Raw genomic sequence first — 19,548 nt, forward strand, 5'->3', positions numbered from 1 at the left:
GCGCGGGGGGATGGTGGTCTCGGCCATGCACCGAGTATCCATGCCCGCACGCTTCGCCGAAGCCCTTTCCGGCCTTGTGGACCGGCCGGTGCGACGGGCGCCGCGCGCACCGGCCCCGCCCGTCCGCCCGGCCCGCCGGACCCGTGGGCGCCGCGCCGCCCGGCCGGTGGGGGCCGGACGGCGCGGACGGCTCACGGCTTGGGCAGCGCGCAGCCGGCGCGGTTCAGGTCGATCACGTTGCCGGGGCCTATGCACGGGACGAGGGTGTACGTCTCCTGCGCGTAGTTGATCCCCTGGCGGACGGTCACCTTGCCGGCCTCGTCCACCTCGCACGGGTTGTTGTCCGTGCAGCGGCCGCCGTCCTCGTTGCCCGTGTTGTTGACCGCCACGACCTTGCCGGTCGTGGTGTCGATCACCGGCGAGCCGGAGGTGCCGCCGATCGTGTTGCACGACGGGGTGTAGCGGACTGAGTCCTTCCAGGTCCAGGCGCCCTCCTTGAGCCGGTAGGCGAAGCCGTCGACGTTGCAGCTGTACGTCCGCTTCCAGTAGCCGGAGACGACCTTGATCGCCGAACCCTGCGCCGGACGCGCGTCGTTCAGGGTGAGCGCGGAGATCCCGTACTGGCTCTGGATCTGGGCGTACGTCGTGGCCAGCTGGTAGAGCGAGACGTCGGTGTCGGTCATCGTCGCGTACGCGACCTTGCTCGCCCGCAACGTGGCGACCTTCGAGCCCGCCGGGTTGAGCAGGGAGAACGAACGGGTCGACGGCTGGTCCTTGATGACCTGGCCGGCCGCCGGGAAGCCGGTCTCCAGACAGTGCCCGTTGGACAGGACCAGGGCGCGGTCGCCCGGCTGGGAGGACGGGGCGCGGACGACGGAGCCGGAACAGTTGCTGAGCGCCACGGTGCCGGCGTAGGTGACGGCCGCCGCGGCCGGGGCGGAACGGGTCTGCGGACCGGCCGGCGCGGCGACGGCGGGTGCGCCCGCCGCTCCCACCAGGAGCAGGGAGAGCAGGGCGCCGGCGAGAGGCTTCTTCATGTGGGGGTTCCCCTCTGAGGACGATGCGACCGAAGATCCTTCGGTTGTCATGTGCATTGTTAGGACCGCGCCCCGAACCCACAAGAGGGCGTGGGCGGTTGGGGAACCGGGCTCCGGTGGTGCGCGGTTCGGGCGGACCCGGTGGGCGGGTTCGGCCGAAAACTGCCTGATCTGCCCCCCGCAGAGGTGTTCCGTACCGGGCCTTCGCCTCCTACGGTCGGGTCAGCACAGTTCCGGACCAGGAGGCAGCGTGGAGCGCGAGATCGGCATCGAAGAGCTGGTGGCGGCGATGAGAGCCGTCGACGGGGCGGGTCGGCTCTTCGAGGAGGCACTCGCCGTGTACGGGGCGAGCGGCCCCAGGCGGACCGGCGAGGACTTCATGGTGGCGGGTGGCTCGATCCAGACCCTCCAGGGCGCCGAGGAGATGGCCCTCGGCGCCCGCCGGTTCCTCGCCGAGCTCGCCGTGACCGTCGGCTACGCGACGGCCGGCCTGGACGACCGCGCGGGGGCCCGCCTGGAGGCCGCCCGACAGGGGTTCGCCGGCATCTCCGGCGGCGGCTCCCGGATGGGCCGCCCGCTGCTCGACCCGACCCTGCGCGGGCTGCGGCTCCTGTTGGAGGTGGAGCTCTTCGGGGCCGCGTTCACCGCGGAGGTCGAGGCGGTGCTGCGGGCCGAGAAGGCGACGTACCCCGACCCGTCCACCTTCCGCGTCCCCGCCCCCGCGGCCGGCCCCGTCCCGTCCTGACGCGCGTCGTCCCGCCGCACGGCCGCCCCGCGGCCGCCCCGCGGCCGACCGGCGGCCGACCGGCGGGTCCCGGGTGACGGGGCGGCCGGGGGCGGAGCGCTCGGGGCGGCCGTACGAGGCTCGCTCCGCGCCGTCCGGGAGGGAACGTACGCGCGTGCGGCGGGGCCGCGGGCACCCGGTGTGCGTGCGGTGCGCGTCCGGTGGGTGGACTCTCCCGGGGTCCGGTTTCGGCCCTGCGGCGGCCCGGCGCTACAGTCGCCTGTCTGTTCGATCGACGTGAGGCGGGGGACCGGGGATGAGTACGGAACTGCGGGGGGCCGCAGACGAGTTGGCGGACGTGCTGTGGCGGGAGCACACCGTCTACCGGGACCGGGCGGGCGGCGTCGTCATCCGGGGCGAACACGTCCGCCGCTGGATCAGCCTGTCCGCCGGCGCCGGGCGCGACCAGGTGCTGCTGCGGGCCGGCCGGCTGCTCGACGGCGGCACCACGGCTCCGGCCCGCTCGGAGGCGGTGGCCAGCCTGTCCGCCGGTACGACCGAGCTCGCGGCGGTCTGCCGCAGACTGCTGGCCGAGACCGCCGAGGACCCGGCCCCGGGGCGGTCCTCCCGCCCCCGCGCCGCCGGGCGCGGCGGCCGGCACACGGGCCTGTCGTCCTGGCTGGTCGCGGCCGCCCTGGCCGCGGTCGTCGGCCTGTACGCCGCGGCCCGCGCCGGGCTGCTGTAGGTCCGGGCCGCCGGAGGTCCGGGCCCGCGGTGCGGCCGTCCGCGTAGCCGGGCCGCACCGGGGCAGGAGGGCTGCGCGGGGGAACGCGAGAACGTACGGGTGGCGGCGGTCGCCGCCGCCCGGCGAACCGAGTGGGAAGGACGGCGTGATGGCCGAGCAGTGGCCCGAGCTGGTGGGGTGTGCGGCGGACGAGGCGGTGGCGGCGATACTCCGCGCCCGCCCCGGCACCGAGGTGCCGGTCCTCCCCGCCGGGAGTTTCGTCACCATGGACTACCGGGAGAACCGGGTGCGCGTGTTCGTCGACGCGCACGGCAACGTCGCCCAGGCCCCCCGCGTCGGCTGACCGGCCCGCAGCGGGGCCGACGGCTCCTTGGGCGATCGTCGGCTCCTGGGCCGATCGTTTCGAGCGAATGGAGCTTTTCGATTGACTGATCTTGACGCTCGGAATCCCGCTCCATAGAGTCGGCGCGGCCCCCTCAGCCGCAAGGAGCCCCGATGTCCGGTCGCCGCCCGCGCACCCTGCTCGCCATGGCCCCCGAACTCCGTCCGCGCCTGCTGGACGAGGCCACCCGCGCTCGGCTGCTCCGGGTGGCCGACGTGGACCCGGAACTCGTCGCCGACGACTTCCACAGCCCCCGGGTGACGGCCGCCCTGGCCCGGGCCGAGGTGCTGCTGACCTGCTGGGGAGCCCCTCCCCTCGACGCCCGCGCGCTCGCGGCCGCGCCGCGCCTGCGGGCCGTCGTGCACGCCGCCGGGTCCGTCAAGCAGCTCGTCACCGCGGCCTGCTGGGAGCGCGGCATCACCGTCTCCTCCGCGGCCCTGGCCAACTCCCTGCCCGTGGCCGAGTACACCGTCGCCATGGTGCTGCTCTCCAACAAGCGGGTGCTCCAGCTCCGCGAGGAGTACCGCGCCGTCCGCGACCGGCCGCACGACTGGCACCTGCGCTACGGCCACGCCGGCAACTACCGCCGGACCGTCGGCATCGTGGGCGCCTCGCGCATCGGCCGCAGGGTGCTCGAACTGCTGGGCCCGTACGACCTCGAACGCGTCCTGTACGACCCGTACGTGACGGACGGCGCGGCGCGGGAACTCGGCGCGCGCCGGGTCGGACTCGACGAACTCTGCCGGGTCTCCGACGTGGTCAGCCTGCACGCGCCGGCGCTGCCCGAGACCCGGGCGATGATCGACCGCGGGCGGCTGGCCCTGATGCGCGACGGCGCCACCCTCATCAACACGGCGCGCGGTTCGCTGGTCGACACCGCCGCGGTCACCGAGGAGCTGGCCTCGGGCCGGCTGCGGGCGGTCATCGACGTCACCGAGCCCGAGGTGCTCCCGGCCGGATCCCCCCTGTACGACCTGCCCAACGTGTTCCTCACCCCGCACGTCGCGGGGTCGCTGGGCAACGAGCTCCACCGCATGGCCGACTCGGCCGTCGAGGAGATCGCCCGCTACGCGACGGGCCTGCCCTTCGCCCACCCGGTCCACCGCGAGGACCTCGCCCGCACGGCCTGACCCGGCCCGCTCCCCGCCCCGTCCGTCCCCGCCCCGGTCAGGCCAGCGCCACCCGGACCCGCTGGGTGGCTCCGGCCCGCCCGGTGAGGTCCCCGAAGACGAGGGTCAGCGCAGAGCCGGTGGTGGCGGAGGTGACGGTTTCCGGCCGGTCGAGCACCGCGGCCACGGGACGGCGCCACGTGACCGTCAGGCCGGTCCGGGCCCGCATCGGGTCCGCGACGCACAGGGTCGCCGTGCCGTCGCCGTGCTTCCGGACCAGGACGCAGGCCGGAGCGTCGGCGGCCAGGGCGCCGGCCGTACCGGCGACCCAGAAGTTCACGGCGGTGACCCCGAGGGACGGCACGGCCACGCCCTGCCGGTCGCCGTCGTTCGCCAGCACGGCGACCCATCCGGCGTCCGCGGCCCGGGCGGCGGTCTCCGCGGCCGTGGCCCCGGGCATCAGGACGTGGGAGCAGGCGGCGCCGGCCGGGTCGGCGCCGTGGTCGAACCAGAGCGTCAGGTAGCGCCGGGTGATCGGCCGGGCACTGCCGCCGGTGTTGATGTCGCGCCACGAGCCGGTCCGCGCCTCGCGCAGCGCCCGCACGGTCGCGCCGCCCGGGAACACGTAGCCGGCGTGGCCCGCGATCCGGGCCCAGCGGGTGCCCGGCAGGGTGGCCGACCAGCCGAGGTCGGTGGGCCGGTCCGTGCCGTCGACGGTGAGGGCGTGGGCGCCGGCCGCGCCGAGGTTGCGGTTGTCGACCACGGTCTCGACCGCGGCCCCGTCCGCGGAGCGGACCGCGCCCGCGAGGCAGACGATCGAATCGGCCAGGCAGAACCAGGACTTCTTCGCGGACAGCGTGCTGGAGAGGCCGCGCACGGACTGTCCCACGGCCGCGTACTCCCCGTCCGTGGCCCCGCCGACCCAGCTCGCGTCCGGCCGGGGCAGTGCCCACGCGCCCCCCTCGGCATCGGCGAGGGGCTTGCGGGAGACGGTGGTGCCCGGCAGCCGGTAGGGGTCGACGGTCGGCCAGAAGGCGTCCGTGTACTGCCCGTTGGCGAAGGTGTCGCCCCACCACTGGAGCATGCCGGCGCCGGTGTGCCAGCCGCGCAGGTTCTCGCCGTTGCCCGTCTCGTAGAAGGCCGTCCGCTCCGAGGCCATGCCGAGGGACGCCGCCCACCCGGGGCGCCGGTGCACGGCCCGGTCCATGGCGGGGAAGAGCCGGTGGCCGGTGGGTCCGGGGGCCGCGACGACCGCGGGGTCGTCCCGTACGGCCTTGAGGAGGGCCAATGCCGGCACGGTGAGGTCGGTGTCGTCGAGCACCGGGCTGTAGTGGTCCCGCTGCATCCAGCCCTTGACCAGGGCGCGCCAGCGCCGGTTCTCGGCGGCGCTCGCGGCGGTGCCGAGCAGGGCCACCGAGGCGAGGACGCCGTGGCCGCGGCCGTGGTCGCCGCCCTGGAAGCCGAGCGGGGTGGTCCGCGGATCGCCGCGGCTGGTGGAACGGCCCGAGACGGCGTCCATCATCAGGCCGTTGTGGAGGAACGGGGCGAACGACCGCTCCACGGAGTCGTGGACGAGCTGCCGGGCCGGGTCGGTGACGGCCCACGCCGATCCGTCCAGCAGTGCGAGCAGCCCGGCGAGGCCGCCGAGCAGCACCGCTCCGTACGAGCCGGTGTAGGGCAGCCAGGTGTGCTGGACGAAGGACCCGTCCGCGTAGAAGCCGTCGCCCGAGGTGACGAAGGGGAAGACGGGGGAGAGGGCGTCGCGGGCCAGCGCGATCTTGGCGGGGTCCTTGCCGAGGATCCCGCGCAGGGCGAGCGAGCGGCACAGGTCCACCCGGTTGGCGCCCGTACTGGTGCCGGTGTAGCTGCCGACGCAGGAGTCCGGGACGAACCGGTCGACGGCGGCCAGGTGGTCGGCGAGCCGGGCGGCGGGCAGCCGGTCGTACAGGACGGTCACGGTGTCCAACAGGGCCTGGGGGGAGCCGATCTGGAAGTCCCACCAGTTGCCGAACGGGCTCGTCGCGGCGTTGTACACCTGGTCGTGGAGGTGGCCGAGACCGGCCAGCACGGCGTCGGCGACGCCCGGATCGCCGGTCAGGCCCGTACCGGGCTGGGCGTACGCCTGCGCCATGGTGGCCAGCCGGGTGTGGCTGCCCGTGATCGAGGCCGACGCGGTCAGGGGCAGGTCCGGCCAGAGCGAGCCGTTCGCGGCGGCCAGGGTGGAGCGGTGCGCGGCGGCCCGGTTGCCCAGCAGCGCCAGCTTCCCGGCGAACGGCGCTTCGGACGGCTGGAATCCGCTGCCCAGCAGCAGCTCCCGCCACGCCCCGCGCAGGGCGTCGTACGCGTCACCCGCGCGAGCCGCGGGAGCGGCCGCGGCGCGGCCGGCCGGCAGGGACAGGAGGGCGGCGGAGAGGAGGAGGACGGAGCGGCGGGACCGGGGGACGGGCACGGAGCCTCCAGGGCTGGGCGCGCACCGGCTCGCCGTGCGGCCGGCCGCGCCACGCGGCGCGTGCGGGGTGGCGCGCGGCGGGAGGCGACCGCGCGGATCCGAGGCGGCGTCACGCGGGGGCGGGGTGGGGGACGTCCCGCTGAACGGTTCTAGCACGTGTGCGAATTGACGCTCAAGAGGCACGCGAGGATCGATTCGTTCAGACGATCGGATCGGGTGCGCCGCCGTCCGCGCGTACAGGGGCGTACGCACGGCCGCGAGGGGCCACCTCACGGTGCCCGCCGCCGAAACGGGCCCGCCGCAACGGCACCGTGGAGTGCGCGGAGCCGGTCGGTCCCCCGGAGCATCCGCAGGACGGGGCGACGACCCGGCGGGCGCGTCACGGGGGCTGACCCCCGGCCAGGACGGGGGCGGTCCGTATCCCGCCCGCACCCCGCCGCCAGGAAGGGTGGGGGCATGCGACCGCACCGCCCCACACTCACGGCCCTGCTCCTCTCCCTCGCGACGGTCCTCGCCGCCGCGCCCGCTTCGGCCGCGCAGCCCCCCGCACCGCCACCCGCGTCTGCGCCCGCCCCGGTGGCCGCGCTCGAACGCGCCGCGCACCCGCTGCGCACGACCGACCCGCGGGCCGACCCGGACGACCTGCGCCCCGTCGGCCGGATGGTGGGCGACGCCCGGGTCGTCGGCATGGGCGAAGCCACCCACAGCTCCCACGAGTTCTTCGCCATGAAGCAGCGGGTCTTCCGCTACCTCGTCGAGGAGAAGGGCTTCCGCAGCTTCGCCCTGGAAGGGAGCTGGAGCTCCGGACTGCGACTCAACGCGTACGTGCTGCACGGCACGGGCGACCCGCTGACCATCATGCGGGAGGAGTTCCAGAACAGTTACGCGTGGTGGAACAACACCGAGTACCTGGACCTGCTCCGGTGGATGCGCGCCCGCAACCTCCGGCACCCCGACGACCCCGTGCAGTTCCTCGGCGACGACTTCGGCTACGCCGGTCCGGGCCTCTACGACAAGGTGACCGACTACGTGGCCACCGCCCGCCCGGAGCTGCTGGCGCGCTTCACCGAGCTCTACCGCGGCCTGCGCCCCACGACGAGCGTCGACACCTTCATGAACGCGTACATGCTCCGGCCGCTCGCCGAACGCCGGGAAACCGCCGACCGGACCGGACGCGCCCTCGACCTCCTCCGGCAGCAGCGGCCCGCCCCCGGCACCGGCCCGCAGGCCCACGCCTGGGCCGTGCAGCACGCCACCGCCATCGACCAGACGGCCCGGGGCTACGCCTTCGACTTCGACGACCCGGGGCAGATCGGCCCCGCCATGCGCTACCGGGACCAGATCATGGCGGACAACGTCGCCTGGTGGCAGGAGCACACCGGGGACAAGGTGCTGCTCTCCGCCCACAACGCGCACATCGCCCTGGAGACCCCCGACCCGCGGAACTACCCCAGGATCCAGGGCACCTTCCTGCGCGACCGGCTGGGAAGCCACTACGTCAGCCTCGGCACCAGCTTCGACCGGGGCTCCTTCAACGCCACCGGCGACGACGGCACGGTCCGCACCTTCACCGTCGGCCCCGCGCAGCCCGGCAGCAACGAACACGCCCTGGACCGGGTCCGCCACCGCGACTACGCGGTGGACCTGCGCACCGTGTCCCCGGCCGCCCGCGGCTGGCTCGACACGGCCCGCAGCACCCGGAGCATCGGCACCGCCTACCCCGGGCCCGGCACGGACTACCCGGTCGCGCTCGGCCGTTCGTACGACATCGTCATCCACCTGCACCGGGTCGGCGCCGCCGGCCTGCTCCCCGGTCCCGTGCCCACCGGCGGCCGACCGCCCGTACCGCCCTGTGCATACTGCTGGGCATGACGCCCCGGCCCGCCGCACGCATCCACCTGATGATCACCTTCGTCCTGGTGTCGTGCGGGACGGTCGCGGGGGCCTGCCTCGGCCTCCTGCTGTCCGGCCGGTCGACGGCCCTCCTCCTCGCGGGGGTGGCCGGACTGGGCGCGGGGGCGGGCGCGCTGTCCTCCCGCCGCCACGTCCTCACCCTGCTCCGGCCGGACCCCGGGCGCGCGCCCGCACCCGGGCCCCGTCCCTCCCGGGCCGCCGCGGCGGCCCGGGGCGACGGCTACGCGGAGGGCCTCGCCGACGGCGTCCTCGTCTGCGTCGCCACGTACCGGGCGGCGGTCTTCCCGCTCACCCCCGACGGGGTGAGCGGGCAGGAGCGCCGGGCCCGTCGCGACCTGGCCTACCGGGTCGCCGCCCACGACGGACTGCCGCACCCCGTGCAGGTGTCGGCGGCCGCCGCCCTCGAAGCCATCGACCAGGGCCTGGACGCGGAGCGGGCCGAGGCCGCGATGAGGGACCTCGGCCTCACCGTCTTCGGCAGCCGACGCGGCCGCTGAGCACCGGACGCCCGCGCCCGGTGCGGACCCGCCCTACGGCAGGGACAGCTCCCGCACCGTGGCCATGTCGCTGAAGGGCAGCAGCTCCTCGCCGACGATCTGGTGCGGCTCGCTGCCCTTGCCCGCGATCAGGACGGTGTCGTCCGGTCCCGCGTCGGACAGCGCGAAGCCGATCGCCCTACGCCGGTCCGCGCACCGGTGGTAGGCGGCGCCGACCGCCGCCAGACCCGGCGCGATCTCGTCGAGGATGGCCTCCGGGTCCTCGGTGCGGGGGTTGTCCGAGGTCAGCACGCAGAGGTCGGAATGGGTACCGGCGATCCGGCCCATCTCGGCCCGCTTGGTGGTGTCGCGGTCCCCGCCGCAACCGAAGACCGTGATCACCCGACCCGGGGCGAAGCCGCGGATCGTGCTCAGGACCTTGTCCAACGAGTCCGGGGAGTGGGCGTAGTCCACGATCACCGACGTCCCCGACGGCGTCCGGAAGCGCTCGAAGCGGCCCGGTACGGGAGGCATCTGCGCCAGCGCGTCCACCAACGGGCCCAGCGCGTGCCCCAGCACGTGGCAGGCGGCCACCGTGGCCAGGGCGTTGGCCACCGAGAACCGGCCGGGCACCGGGATCGAAGCGGCGTACGCGCGCCCGCCGTGGTGCAGCGTGAACCGGGTGCCGGAGGCGCTCACCGCCAGGTCGGTGGCCCGGTAGTCCGCCGGTGCGTCCAGCGCGTACGTGGTCACGGCGCCCGGCATCAGCGCCGCGACGGACGCGCCCACCGGATCGTCGGCGTTGACCACCGCGCGCCGGCACAGTCCCTGGAAGAGCCGCAGTTTGGCGTCCCGGTAGTCCGCCATCGTCCCGTGGTCGTCCAGGTGGTCCTGGGTCAGGTTGGTGAAGACCCCGACGTCGATGAACGTGCGGTCCACCCGGTGCGTCAGCAGGCCCATCGAGGTGGCCTCCAGCACCACGCTGCCCGCCCCGCGGTCGCGCATGTACCCCAACAGGTACTGCAGGTCCGGTGATTCGGGAGTGGTCAGCACCGAACGCGGCATCGGGATCGGCTCGTCGCCGATCCTGCTGCCCGCGGTCCCGATGACCCCGACCCGGGCCCCCTCGGCGATCCGCAGCGCGGACTCGACCATGTAGGACACCGAGGTCTTCCCGTTGGTGCCGGTGATCGCCACCATGTCCATCTGCCGCCCCGGCTCGCCGAAGTAGCGCGAGGTCACCACCGCCGCCGCGGTCCGCGTGTCGGGCACCCGCACGGCGCAGGCACCCGGCGGCCACACCGACGGCGGGAGGGCCGGTTCCCTGCCGTCGACGAGCACGGCGGCGGCGCCCCGGGCCAGCGCGGGCGACACCGAGTCCGGGCCGCCCTCCCGGTGTCCGGGCACCGCGATGAACAGCGCACCCGGTGTCACCCGGTCCGCGTCGAAGGTGGTTCCGGCGGTGATCAGTGTCGTGTCCGGGTCGCCCTGGAGGACGAGGTGCTCCTGACCGGCCAGCAAGTCGCTCAGCTTCACGATGGTCCCTTCGAGGGGGCTCGGCCCGGGCGTGCGGCCGTAGCCAGGCGGCAGCGCCGGCGGCGTGCCGGGAAGCTGCTGTGGTGACGTGGAGCGGAGAAGGCGCGGGCCGCTAGCCGTGGCCGTGCAGGGCGACGCGGCGGCTGTCGGGCTTCGCGGCGGCGCGGTCGGCGGCGGCCGGCTCGACGGCGGTCGCGGCCCCGGCGGCGGGGCGCGCGTCCGGGGCGGCCTGGTGCAGGCACTGCCTCGGAGAACGCGTGCGACCCATGGGCCGAGTGTACGGCCCACCCAGTGGCCCCGGATCCACACCGCGGCCGGCGCCCCGGACGCCCGCCCGCACCTCCGGCGACCCTGGTCCGATCGACGCGGCACCCCCTAGGGTGGGCGCGTGGCGGCGAACACGAACGTGAGCGTGACGGTGGACGGGACGAGGGACATGACGGACGACCGGGTGCTGTACGGATGCATGGGCCTCGGCGGCGGCTGGGAGCCCGGTGCCCCCGAACCGGCCGACATCGACGCGGCCGAGGCCGCCGTCGAAGCGGCCCTCGACAGCGGCATCACCACCTTCGACCACGCCGACATCTACCGCCACGGCAAGGCCGAAGCCGTCTTCGGAGAGGTGCTCGCGCGGACGCCCGGACTGCGGGAGCGGATCACGCTGCAGACCAAGTGCGGCATCCGCCTGGCCGGCCAGGACGGCGGCCCGGGCCGGTACGACCTGCGGGGCGCGAGCATCGAACGGCGCGTGGCGGAGAGCCTGGACCGGCTGCGCACCGACGTGATCGACGTGCTGCTGCTGCACCGCCCCGACCCCCTCGCCGACCCCGACGACACCGCGGCCGCGCTGATGTCCCTGCACCGGCAGGGCCTCGTGCGCGCCTTCGGCGTGTCCAACATGGGCGCACCGCAGATCGCCGCCCTCCAGTCCCGGCTCGACGTGCCGCTGGTCGCCAACCAGCTGGAGATGAGCCTGCACAGCCGCGACTGGGTGGAGGCCGGCGTCCTGCTCAACACCTCCGGAGCCACCGCGAACGGCTTCCCCCACGGCACGCTGGAGCACTGCCGCGCGCACGGCATCCGCCTCCAGGCCTGGGGCGCACTGGCGCAGGGCCGGTTCACCGGCCGCGAGGAGACCCCCGCCGAACGGGCCACCGCGGGGCTGCTGGCCGACCTGGCCCGCAAGAAGGACACGACGCCCGAGACCGTCCTGCTGTGGTGGCTGGCGCGCCACCCCGCGCGCATCGCCCCCGTCATCGGCACCGCCCGGCCCGACCGGATCCGCGCCTGCCGCGACGCCGCGCTGCGCGAGCCCGACCTCACGCACGAGGAGTGGTACGAGCTCTGGATCACCGCCCGGGCCCTCCCGCTGCCCTGATCCGCGTCCGACGCGAGCCGGCCCCGCGGCGGGTACGCGAGAGGGGCGGCCGGAGCAGAGAGCTCCGGCCGCCCCTCGGGCCGTTCCGTACCGTGCCGCCGTCCCGGCCGGTGGGCCGGGAGGGGGTCAGGAGTCCTGCTGTGCGGCCTTGGCCGCCCGCTCCGCGTTCTTCTCCTTGATGCGGACGGTCTCCTTGCGGACCTCCGCCTGGGTGGCCCGCTCCTTCTCCAGCCACTCCGGGGCCTCGTCCTTCAGGGCCTCGATCTGCTCGGTGGTGAGGGGCTCGGTGACCCCGCCGCGGGCGAGGCCCGCGATGGAGACGCCCAGCTTCGAGGCGACCACGGGGCGGGGGTGCGGGCCGTTGCGCCGCAGGTCCTGCAGCCACTGGGGCGGGTCGGCCTGGAGCGCACTCAGCTCGGTGCGCGAGACGACACCCTCCTGGAACTCTGCGGGGGTGGCCTCGAGGTACACGCCCAGCTTCTTCGCCGCGGTCGCGGGCTTCATCGTCTGGGGGCTCTGGTGCGACGTCATGGTGCCAAGAGTATCGAGCGTGTGCGCTACCTCTGACCACGCCGGGTAATCTGGCGGGGTGACAGGCTCGGAAGTACCCCATTCGTTCCGGCTCGCCTACGTCCCGGGCGTGACCCCCACCAAGTGGGTGCGTATCTGGAACGAGCGGCTGCCCGACGTCCCGCTGGCCCTCGTCGCGGTCTCCGCCGACGAAGCCTTCGGCGTCCTGCGGGCCGGTGGCGCCGACGCCGGCTTCGTCCGCCTGCCGGTCGACCGTACGGACCTCAGCGCGATCCCCCTCTACACCGAGACCACGGTCGTCGTGATCCCCAAGGACCACGTCATCGCGGCGGTGGAGGAGCTGTCCGTCGAGGACCTGGCCGACGAGCTGGTGCTGCACCCCCTCGACGACACCCTGGACTGGCAAGCCCCTCCGGGGCGGCCCGCGAACGAGCGGCCGGCCACCACCGCCGACGCCGTCGAGCTGGTGGCGGCCGGGGTGGGCGTCCTCGTCGTCCCGCAGTCACTGGCCCGCCTGCACCACCGCCGCGACCTCACCTACCGCCCCGTCTCCGGCGTACCTGAGTCGCGGGTGGCCCTGTCGTGGCCGCAGGAGGAGACCACCGACCTGGTGGAGGAGTTCATCGGGATCGTGCGGGGACGCACCGTCAACAGCACCCGGGGACGGCCGCCGACACCGCCGCAGCCCAAGGGCAAGCGGGCCGAGGCGGGCGGCGCCCAGCGCAAGCCGGCGGGCGGCGGCAAGCAGGCCGCGGGCCGGTCCGGCGAGGCCGGCGCCAAGAACCCGCGGGCCGGCTCCGGCGGCCCCAAGGGGGCCAAGGGCGGCGCCGCCAAGCGCGGCAAGCCCCGCCGCAAGCCGTAGCCGTCCGGCCCGCGCTCCGGCCCGCCGCCCGCACCGTCGTGCCGGGGCCGGGGCCGGGGCCGGGTGGCGGCGTGCCGGTCAGCCGGCCCAGCGGCCGGTCAGGAACGTCACGGCCACCACGGTGGTCACCGGACCCGCGACGTACAGGTACGCGGCCAGCACGCGCGGCCGTCGCAGGCTCCACTCCGCCAGGGCGATCCACAGCGGCCACCACAGGAGGGTGGAGCGGGGCACCGACATGTACCAGTACGAGGTCCCCAGCGCCCAGAGGGTGAGGGCCAGGTACAGCGCCTCGGGCAGCCGCCGCCGGATCACCAGCACCACCAGCAGCACCAGGCCCACCACCATCGCCAGCAGCTCGCCCTGCCACATCAGTGCGTACCCGGTGGCCTGCGTGTGCCCGAAGGCGGCCTCCCACGTGTGCGACCAGGCCTCCCACGGCGTGTGGAAGTCCCGGTACCAGCCGCGCTCCTGCGCGTGCTTCCAGGCCATCGCGTCCCCGGTCCGCGCCGCCAGGTACCAGCCGTACAGCAGCGGCGCGAGCGCGGGCAGCGCCAGCCAGGGCGCCGAGCGCCACGGCGCACGCTCCCGCGCGCCGAGGACGAAGTGCAGCGCGAGCGCGGCGGCCAGGAACAGGCCGGTCACCCGCACCGAACACGCCAGGCAGGTCAGGACCCCGGCCGCCGCCCAGTTCCCGCGCTGCGCCGCGAGCCAGGCCGGCAGGGCCAGGGCGAGGAACAGCGCCTCGGTGTAGCCGGCGGCGAGGAAGACCGCGCAGGGCGACAGCAGGAAGAAGAGCACCGTACGGCGGCCCGCGTCCGCGACCGGCAGCGCCCGGCGGGCGATCCGGGCCAGCGCGACCACCGCGACGCCGCCCGCGACGAACGAGACGAGGGCCCCGGCCGCCGCCCAGTGCGGGACGACGGCGTGTACGGCCCGCAGGACGAGCGGGAAGCCGGGGAAGAAGGCCTCGCGGTTGTCCCAGCCGGGCGTCCACGGGCCGGCCCCGGCCGGGAAGTAGCCGTCCTCGGCTATGTGCAGGTAGTGCCACCAGTCCCACCGCTGCCACGCCGAGAGGGGCGAGGCGGGCCGGCGGGCCTCGCCGTCGGGAGGGAACAGCCAGGTGACGGCCCCGGCGGTGATCCAGACTCCGATGCGGGTCAGCACGTACAACCACAGCACCTCGCGGTCGGCGGGGCCGAGCCGGGGCGCCGGCCGCCGCCGTCGGACGGCGACCGTGACGGCGGCCGGGCCGGTGGGGCCCGCGGCGGGCCTGGTCGGGGTGGATACGGTCACGTGGACCTCCTGATCGGCCGGGCGCACGGTGAACCACCGGTCCGCGCGCTGCACGGCCGGTACGGACGGACGTGGTCTTCCCGGGGCTGGGGCTGGGCTCGGGCTGCCGGTCGGCCTAGGTCGTCTCTTTCGGATCTTGTCGGCCGAGCGCGCGGCGTCTGGTGCCGTGCCTGGGCGTGCTGCCGGGGCGCTCGCGTACTGGACGTACGTGGTCGCCTCGGCAGTGCGGCCAGGCACGGTGCCAGGCGTCGCGGGCCCGGCAAGATCCGAAAGAGACGGCCTAGCCGGGGCCGTGCCGCGTGGGCGTGGGGGACGTCTCCGGGTTCGTCGTCGTGCCCGACGGCACCGGGGGCAGGGTGCTGCCGGTCGGGCGGGTGGTCTCGGCGGGCGGGGGGGTGCGGGACATGGAGCTGCTCGGTTCGGGCGGCCCCTGGGTCGACACCGTGGAGGGTGAGGGCGGCGGCCACGGGGCGGAGGGGGAGGTCGCGGGCAGCGGAGCCCCGCCGCCCCCCGGCAGCGGTCCGGCCACCAGCGCGCCCGCGCTCCCGAGGACCAGGCAGGCCGCGAGGCCGTAGCCGGCGATCCGGCGCCGCCGCGCCCGCTCGCCGCGCCGGGCGATGACCGACACGGGCGGGAGGTCGGCCCCGGACCGTCCGGCCGCGGCCGCCTCCCGGAACAGGGACCGCAGCGGGTCGTGGGAGTCAGGCACCGGGAGCCTCCTCAATGCGCGGGTCCTGCAGGTGACGGGCGAGGGCGGTCCGCCCCCGGGAGAGGTGCGTCTTGACCGTGCTGGGGGAGAGGGAGGTCTCGTCGGCGATCTGTTCGACGGTCAGATCGCAGACGTAGTGCAGGGCCATGGTCCGGCGCTGTTTGGGCGGGAGGTGCCGCAGCGCCTCCACCAGGGCCACCGCCTCGGGGCCCGGCCCGTCCACGTGCCCGGCGGGGGCGGTGCGCTGCCAGGCGTCGGCGGTACGCCGCCGGACGCGCCAGCGGCTCACCGCGAGCCGCCAGGCGACCGTACGGATCCAGGCCTCGGGCCGCCCCTCGCGGTCCAGGTGGCGCAGCCGGCCCCACCCCTTGACGAACGCCTCCTGCACCACGTCCTGTGCCTCGTGGTGGTCGCCGAGCATCACGTACAGCTGTCCTGTCAGCCGCCCCGCCGCCTGCGCGTAGAACTCTTCGAACTCCTCGACGGTCAAAAATCCACTCCCGCATCCATGTGTCCCTCTCACCGGGCATACGCCCGCCGCACCGCGTCCGGTCTACACCGGACGACGAGAAGTCTGGTGAGTGGCGTCACACCCCGGACGTGCGGACACGCGGGCGGGCCCGGTCCCGGCCCGCGCGGCAGGGCGCGGGCGCGGTGCGCCACCGCGTCCCGGGGCGGGCGCCGACGGCACGCGAAGGGGGCGGGCGCTCCGGACGGATCCGGTGCGCCCGCCCCCGGGGCGGGGGGGCCGAGGCTCAGGGGCGGACGGCCGGGTCCGGGTCCTGGACGGCCTCGGGGGCCGCCGGAGCGGCCGGCGGGGCCGTCGGGGCGCCGGACGCCCGGCGGGCGCCGATCCAGGCGGCCAGCGGCTCGGTGTAGCGGGCGGTCAGCGGGCCGGCCACCACCAGGATGAGGACGTACGCGGTGGCCAGCGGTCCCAGCGCCGGCTCGATGCCCGCCGTGACGGCGAGCCCGGCGATGACGATGGAGAACTCGCCGCGGGCGACCAGCGTCCCGCCGGCCCGCCACCGACCCTTGACCCCGATGCCGGCCCGCTTCGCGGCCCAGTACCCGGTGGCGATCTTCGTGCCCGCCGTGACGGCGGCCAGCGCGAGCGCGGGCAGCAGGACCGGCGGGATGCTGGCGGGGTCGGTGTGCAGGCCGAAGAAGACGAAGAACACGGCCGCGAACAGGTCCCGCAACGGGCTGAGCAGGGTGTGCGTGCCCTCGGCTACCTCGCCGGACAGGGCGATCCCCACGAGGAACGCGCCGACGGCGGCCGAGACCTGGAGCTGCTGGGCGATCCCGGCCACGAGCAGGGTGAGGCCGAGGACGACGAGCAGCAGCTTCTCCGGATCGTCGCTGGAGACGAACCGGGAGATCAGCCGCCCGTAGCGGACCGCGACGAACAGCACCGCCCCCGCGACGCCGAGCGCGATGGCCAGGGTCGCGCTGCCGGCGGCGAGGCTGACGCCGGCCAGCAGCGCCGTGACGATCGGCAGGTAGACGGCCATGGCCAGGTCTTCGAGGACCAGGATGCTGAGGATCACCGGGGTCTCGCGGTTGCCGACCCGGCCGAGGTCGCCCATGACCTTCGCGATGACGCCCGAGGAGGAGATCCAGGTGACGCCGGCCAGCACCACGGCCGCCACCGGCCCCCAGCCCATCAGCAGGGCGGCGAGCGCGCCGGGCACGGCGTTCAGGCCGAAGTCGACGAGCCCGGCCGGGTACTGGGTCTTGAGGTTGGAGACCAGGTCGCTGGCGGTGTACTCCAGCCCCAGCATCAGCAGCAGGAGGATCACGCCGATCTCGGCGCCGATCGCGACGAACTCCTCGCTGGCGCCGAGCGGCAGCAGCCCGCCCGTGCCGAAGGCGAGCCCGGCCAGCAGGTACAGCGGGATGGGGGAGAAGTGGAAGCGGCCGGCGAGCCTGCCCAGCAGGCCCAGGCCGAGGATGATCGCGCCGAACTCGATCAGGAAGACAGCGGAGTGCACCGGCGTCACTCCCGTCCGAGTATCACGGCCGCCGCGTCGACGCCCTCGCGGGTGCCGATCACGATGAGGGTGTCCCCGCCCGCGAGCCGGAAGTCCGGCGCGGGGGAGGGGCGGGCCTCGGCGCGGCGCAGCACGGCCACGATCGACACCCCCGTCTCGGTCCGCATGCAGGTCTCGCCGAGCAGCCGGCCGTTCCAGTGGGAGTGCGCGGACAGTTCGATCCGCTCGGCCACCAGACCGAGGTCGGTGGTGTGCAGGACGTTCGGGCTGTGGTGCGCGGGCATCAGCGCGTCGATCAGCGAGGCCGTCTCGGCGCCCGTCAGGTGCAGCGACTGCGCGCAGGCGTCGGGGTCGTCGTTGCGGTAGACGTTGACGGTGCGGGTGCCGTCGCGGTGCGCGACCACCGACAGGTGGCGGTGTTCGCGGGTGGTGAGGTCGTACTGGACACCGATGCCGGGCAGCGGTGTGGTGCTCATCCGTGGAGCAGGCACAGCTCTGTCCCCCTCTCGATCTGGTGGGTGGTGGTGCGGCGCGGGGGCCGGGCACGGGCAGGTTCTCCGCCCCGCGCGCCGGCCCATCGTGCCAGGTCGGAGCGGAGGCGGGATATGGGTGTCGGCACGGATGGACAAGAACCGGCGGGACCGGCAAGGTGGGCCGGGGGCCAGGTCCCGCCGCAGGTCACGGCCCCGGCACACACGGAACACGGGAGGGCGCGGTCGATGTCGCTGTACTGGCGGATCTTCCTCCTCAACGCCGCCGTCCTCGTCGTGGCCGTCCTGCTGTTCTTCGGGCCCGTCACCGTCTCCACCCCCGTGCTGTTCGGCGAGGCCGTGGTCCTCCTCGCCGGCCTCGCCGCCATGCTCGTCGCGAACGCCGCCCTGCTCCGCATCGGCCTCGCCCCCCTGGCCCGGCTCAGCCGCGCGATGACCGCCGTCGACCTGCTGCGTCCGGGCAGCGGGGCCGCGCCGATCGCCGGCGCCGGGGAGATGGCCGAGCTCACCACCTCGTTCAACGCCATGCTCGCCCGGCTGGAGGCGGAACGGGCCACCAGCAGCGCCCGCGCCCTCTCCGCCCAGGAGGCCGAACGGCAGCGCATCGCCCGGGAACTGCACGACGAGGTCGGCCAGACCCTCACCGCCGTGCTGCTCCAGCTCAAGTACGCCGCCGACCGGGCGCCGGAGGAACTGCGCGAGGACCTCCACCAGGCCCAGGAGACCACGCGCGCGAGCCTCGACGAGATCCGCCGCATCGCCCGCCGGCTGCGCCCCGGCCTCCTGGAGGAGCTCGGCCTGCACAGCGCGCTGCGCGCCTTGGCCGCCGAGTTCACCACCGGGTCGCTGACCGTCCGCCACGTGCTCGCCCCCGGGCTGCCCGCGCTCGACGATGCCGCCGAGCTGGTCCTCTACCGGGTCGCGCAGGAGGCCCTGACCAACGCCGCCCGCCACGCGGGAGCCGCCGAGGTCGAACTGCGCCTCTCCCACCGGCCCGACGGGGCGGTGCGGCTGCTGGTACGGGACGACGGCCGCGGCATCGGCGGGGCCCCCGAGGGGGCGGGCATCCAGGGCATGCGCGAACGCGCCCTGCTGATCGGCGCCGAGCTGACCGTCGGCCCCGCGGCCGGCGGCGCGTCAGGGGACCCGCGGCCCGGTACCGACGTCCGCATGGACGTACCCGCCGCCCGACCCACCGGGGGTGACCGGTGACGACCACCCCGCGGCCGCCGACGCGCGTGCTGCTCGCCGACGACCACGCCCTCGTGCGGCGCGGGGTCAGGCTCATCCTCGACGCCGAACCGGACCTCACCGTGGTCGCCGAGGCGGGCGACGGCGCGGAGGCCGTCGCCCTCGCCCGTACGCAGGACGTGGACCTGGCCGTGCTGGACGTCGCCATGCCCCGGCTGACCGGCCTCCAGGCGGCCCGGGAGCTCTCCCGGCTCCGGCCCGGCCTGCGCATCCTCATCCTGACCATGTACGACAACGAGCAGTACTTCTTCGAGGCGCTGAAGGCCGGAGCCGCCGGCTACGTGCTCAAGTCCGTCGCCGACCGCGACCTCGTCGAGGCCTGCCGCGCCGCCATCCGCGACGAACCTTTCATCTACCCCGGCGCCGAGACCACCCTCATCCGCAACTACCTGGACCGCGCCCGGCACGGGGAGCCGCTGCCCGCACGGGCCATCACCGAGCGGGAGGAGGAGATCCTCAAGCTCGTCGCCGAGGGCCACTCGTCGAAGGAGATCGCCGAGATCCTCGTGATCAGCGCCAAGACGGTGGAACGCCACCGGGCCAACCTGCTCCGCAAACTGGGCATGCGCGACCGCCTGGAGCTGACCCGCTACGCGATCCGCGTCGGCCTGATCGAGCCCTGAGCCGTCGGCGGCGTCCCGGGCCCGGCAGAGCGCTTCGGCAC

At 75.2% G+C, this 19,548-nt stretch carries 20 protein-coding genes; 10 read left to right on the top strand and 10 right to left on the bottom strand.

Going from position 1 to position 19,548, the window contains the following annotated elements:
- Nucleotides 1-191: 191 nt before the first annotated feature.
- Nucleotides 192-1,037 (bottom strand): S1 family peptidase, encoded by an 846-nt coding sequence (locus tag CP968_RS31085; protein WP_150521146.1) that lies wholly within the window; start codon nucleotides 1,035-1,037, stop codon nucleotides 192-194.
- 250 nt (nucleotides 1,038-1,287) lie between these two features.
- On the opposite strand from CP968_RS31085, the gene CP968_RS31090 reads away from it, so the two are divergent.
- The 4 genes from CP968_RS31090 (at nucleotide 1,288) to CP968_RS31105 (ending at nucleotide 4,018) form a co-directional block, all read left to right on the top strand.
- Nucleotides 1,288-1,782, top strand: coding sequence for a hypothetical protein (locus CP968_RS31090; protein WP_150521147.1), 495 nt, complete (start codon nucleotides 1,288-1,290; stop codon nucleotides 1,780-1,782).
- Between the two features lie 295 nt (nucleotides 1,783-2,077).
- Nucleotides 2,078-2,506, top strand: a complete 429-nt coding sequence (locus CP968_RS31095) for a hypothetical protein (RefSeq protein WP_150521148.1) — start codon at nucleotides 2,078-2,080, stop codon at nucleotides 2,504-2,506.
- 148 nt (nucleotides 2,507-2,654) lie between these two features.
- A complete protein-coding gene (locus tag CP968_RS31100) occupies nucleotides 2,655-2,849 on the top strand; it encodes a serine protease inhibitor (RefSeq protein ID WP_150521149.1) in 195 nt (64 codons plus the stop codon).
- 152 nt (nucleotides 2,850-3,001) lie between these two features.
- Nucleotides 3,002-4,018, top strand: coding sequence for a hydroxyacid dehydrogenase (locus tag CP968_RS31105; protein ID WP_373304120.1), 1,017 nt, complete (start codon nucleotides 3,002-3,004; stop codon nucleotides 4,016-4,018).
- Nucleotides 4,019-4,055: 37 nt separating this feature from the next.
- Here CP968_RS31105 and CP968_RS31110 read toward each other — a convergent pair whose 3' ends face one another.
- On the bottom strand, nucleotides 4,056-6,446 hold the full coding sequence (locus tag CP968_RS31110; protein WP_150521151.1) for a polysaccharide lyase 8 family protein: 2,391 nt from the start codon (nucleotides 6,444-6,446) through the stop codon (nucleotides 4,056-4,058).
- Between the two features lie 456 nt (nucleotides 6,447-6,902).
- Between CP968_RS31110 and CP968_RS31115 the strand changes: the two genes are divergently transcribed.
- Together CP968_RS31115 and CP968_RS31120 are read left to right on the top strand one after the other, a co-directional pair.
- Nucleotides 6,903-8,318, top strand: coding sequence for an erythromycin esterase family protein (locus tag CP968_RS31115; protein ID WP_150521152.1), 1,416 nt, complete (start codon nucleotides 6,903-6,905; stop codon nucleotides 8,316-8,318).
- Nucleotides 8,315-8,857, top strand: a complete 543-nt coding sequence (locus CP968_RS31120) for a hypothetical protein (protein ID WP_150521153.1) — start codon at nucleotides 8,315-8,317, stop codon at nucleotides 8,855-8,857. Before CP968_RS31115 ends, CP968_RS31120 begins: the two co-directional genes overlap by 4 nt.
- Nucleotides 8,858-8,890: 33 nt before the next feature.
- On the opposite strand, the gene CP968_RS31125 is transcribed toward CP968_RS31120, so the two are convergent.
- Nucleotides 8,891-10,372 carry a UDP-N-acetylmuramoyl-L-alanyl-D-glutamate--2,6-diaminopimelate ligase gene (locus tag CP968_RS31125; protein WP_150521154.1) on the bottom strand — a complete coding sequence of 494 codons (1,482 nt, stop codon included), beginning with the start codon at nucleotides 10,370-10,372 and terminating at the stop codon, nucleotides 8,891-8,893.
- Nucleotides 10,373-10,484: 112 nt separating this feature from the next.
- Complete coding sequence (locus CP968_RS34260; protein ID WP_167536880.1) at nucleotides 10,485-10,640, bottom strand: hypothetical protein; 156 nt, start codon at nucleotides 10,638-10,640, stop codon at nucleotides 10,485-10,487.
- 120 nt (nucleotides 10,641-10,760) lie between these two features.
- On the opposite strand from CP968_RS34260, the gene CP968_RS31130 reads away from it, so the two are divergent.
- Nucleotides 10,761-11,750: an aldo/keto reductase gene (locus tag CP968_RS31130; protein WP_229886822.1), complete on the top strand. Its 990-nt coding sequence runs from the start codon at nucleotides 10,761-10,763 to the stop codon at nucleotides 11,748-11,750.
- 126 nt (nucleotides 11,751-11,876) lie between these two features.
- Here the strand turns inward: CP968_RS31130 and CP968_RS31135 are convergent, their stop codons facing one another.
- A complete protein-coding gene (locus tag CP968_RS31135; protein ID WP_150521155.1) occupies nucleotides 11,877-12,281 on the bottom strand; it encodes a DUF5997 family protein in 405 nt (134 codons plus the stop codon).
- Nucleotides 12,282-12,339: 58 nt separating this feature from the next.
- Between CP968_RS31135 and CP968_RS31140 the strand changes: the two genes are divergently transcribed.
- On the top strand, nucleotides 12,340-13,143 hold the full coding sequence (locus tag CP968_RS31140; protein ID WP_150521156.1) for a LysR substrate-binding domain-containing protein: 804 nt from the start codon (nucleotides 12,340-12,342) through the stop codon (nucleotides 13,141-13,143).
- 78 nt (nucleotides 13,144-13,221) lie between these two features.
- On the opposite strand, the gene CP968_RS31145 is transcribed toward CP968_RS31140, so the two are convergent.
- The 5 genes from CP968_RS31145 to CP968_RS31165 form a co-directional block, all read right to left on the bottom strand.
- Nucleotides 13,222-14,439, bottom strand: coding sequence for a mannosyltransferase family protein (locus CP968_RS31145; protein WP_229886821.1), 1,218 nt, complete (start codon nucleotides 14,437-14,439; stop codon nucleotides 13,222-13,224).
- A gap of 280 nt (nucleotides 14,440-14,719) precedes the next feature.
- Nucleotides 14,720-15,148, bottom strand: a complete 429-nt coding sequence (locus CP968_RS31150; protein ID WP_150521157.1) for a hypothetical protein — start codon at nucleotides 15,146-15,148, stop codon at nucleotides 14,720-14,722.
- Nucleotides 15,141-15,638, bottom strand: a complete 498-nt coding sequence (locus CP968_RS31155; protein ID WP_150521158.1) for a SigE family RNA polymerase sigma factor — start codon at nucleotides 15,636-15,638, stop codon at nucleotides 15,141-15,143. The genes CP968_RS31150 and CP968_RS31155 overlap by 8 nt, the downstream gene beginning before the upstream one ends.
- Nucleotides 15,639-15,903: 265 nt before the next feature.
- On the bottom strand, nucleotides 15,904-17,142 hold the full coding sequence (locus CP968_RS31160; protein ID WP_150521159.1) for a cation:proton antiporter: 1,239 nt from the start codon (nucleotides 17,140-17,142) through the stop codon (nucleotides 15,904-15,906).
- Nucleotides 17,143-17,147: 5 nt separating this feature from the next.
- Nucleotides 17,148-17,633: a cation:proton antiporter regulatory subunit gene (locus CP968_RS31165; RefSeq protein ID WP_483030224.1), complete on the bottom strand. Its 486-nt coding sequence runs from the start codon at nucleotides 17,631-17,633 to the stop codon at nucleotides 17,148-17,150.
- 228 nt (nucleotides 17,634-17,861) lie between these two features.
- On the opposite strand from CP968_RS31165, the gene CP968_RS31170 reads away from it, so the two are divergent.
- Both CP968_RS31170 and CP968_RS31175 read left to right on the top strand, forming a co-directional pair.
- Nucleotides 17,862-18,845: a sensor histidine kinase gene (locus CP968_RS31170; protein WP_150521161.1), complete on the top strand. Its 984-nt coding sequence runs from the start codon at nucleotides 17,862-17,864 to the stop codon at nucleotides 18,843-18,845.
- Nucleotides 18,842-19,507, top strand: coding sequence for a response regulator (locus CP968_RS31175; RefSeq protein WP_150521162.1), 666 nt, complete (start codon nucleotides 18,842-18,844; stop codon nucleotides 19,505-19,507). Before CP968_RS31170 ends, CP968_RS31175 begins: the two co-directional genes overlap by 4 nt.
- Nucleotides 19,508-19,548 lie beyond the last annotated feature (41 nt).

It is taken from the genome of Streptomyces subrutilus (genome assembly GCF_008704535.1).
GTDB lineage: Bacteria > Actinomycetota > Actinomycetes > Streptomycetales > Streptomycetaceae > Streptomyces > Streptomyces subrutilus.

Coding starts and splice junctions, on each gene's coding strand:
- CP968_RS31120 (WP_150521153.1), top strand. CDS start 8,315: ATGACGCCCCGGCCCGCCGCACGCATCCACCTGATGATCACCTTCGTC.
- CP968_RS31105 (WP_373304120.1), top strand. CDS start 3,002: ATGTCCGGTCGCCGCCCGCGCACCCTGCTCGCCATGGCCCCCGAACTC.
- CP968_RS31115 (WP_150521152.1), top strand. CDS start 6,903: ATGCGACCGCACCGCCCCACACTCACGGCCCTGCTCCTCTCCCTCGCG.
- CP968_RS31135 (WP_150521155.1), bottom strand. CDS start 12,281: ATGACGTCGCACCAGAGCCCCCAGACGATGAAGCCCGCGACCGCGGCG.
- CP968_RS31085 (WP_150521146.1), bottom strand. CDS start 1,037: ATGAAGAAGCCTCTCGCCGGCGCCCTGCTCTCCCTGCTCCTGGTGGGA.
- CP968_RS31170 (WP_150521161.1), top strand. CDS start 17,862: ATGTCGCTGTACTGGCGGATCTTCCTCCTCAACGCCGCCGTCCTCGTC.
- CP968_RS34260 (WP_167536880.1), bottom strand. CDS start 10,640: ATGGGTCGCACGCGTTCTCCGAGGCAGTGCCTGCACCAGGCCGCCCCG.
- CP968_RS31095 (WP_150521148.1), top strand. CDS start 2,078: ATGAGTACGGAACTGCGGGGGGCCGCAGACGAGTTGGCGGACGTGCTG.
- CP968_RS31100 (WP_150521149.1), top strand. CDS start 2,655: ATGGCCGAGCAGTGGCCCGAGCTGGTGGGGTGTGCGGCGGACGAGGCG.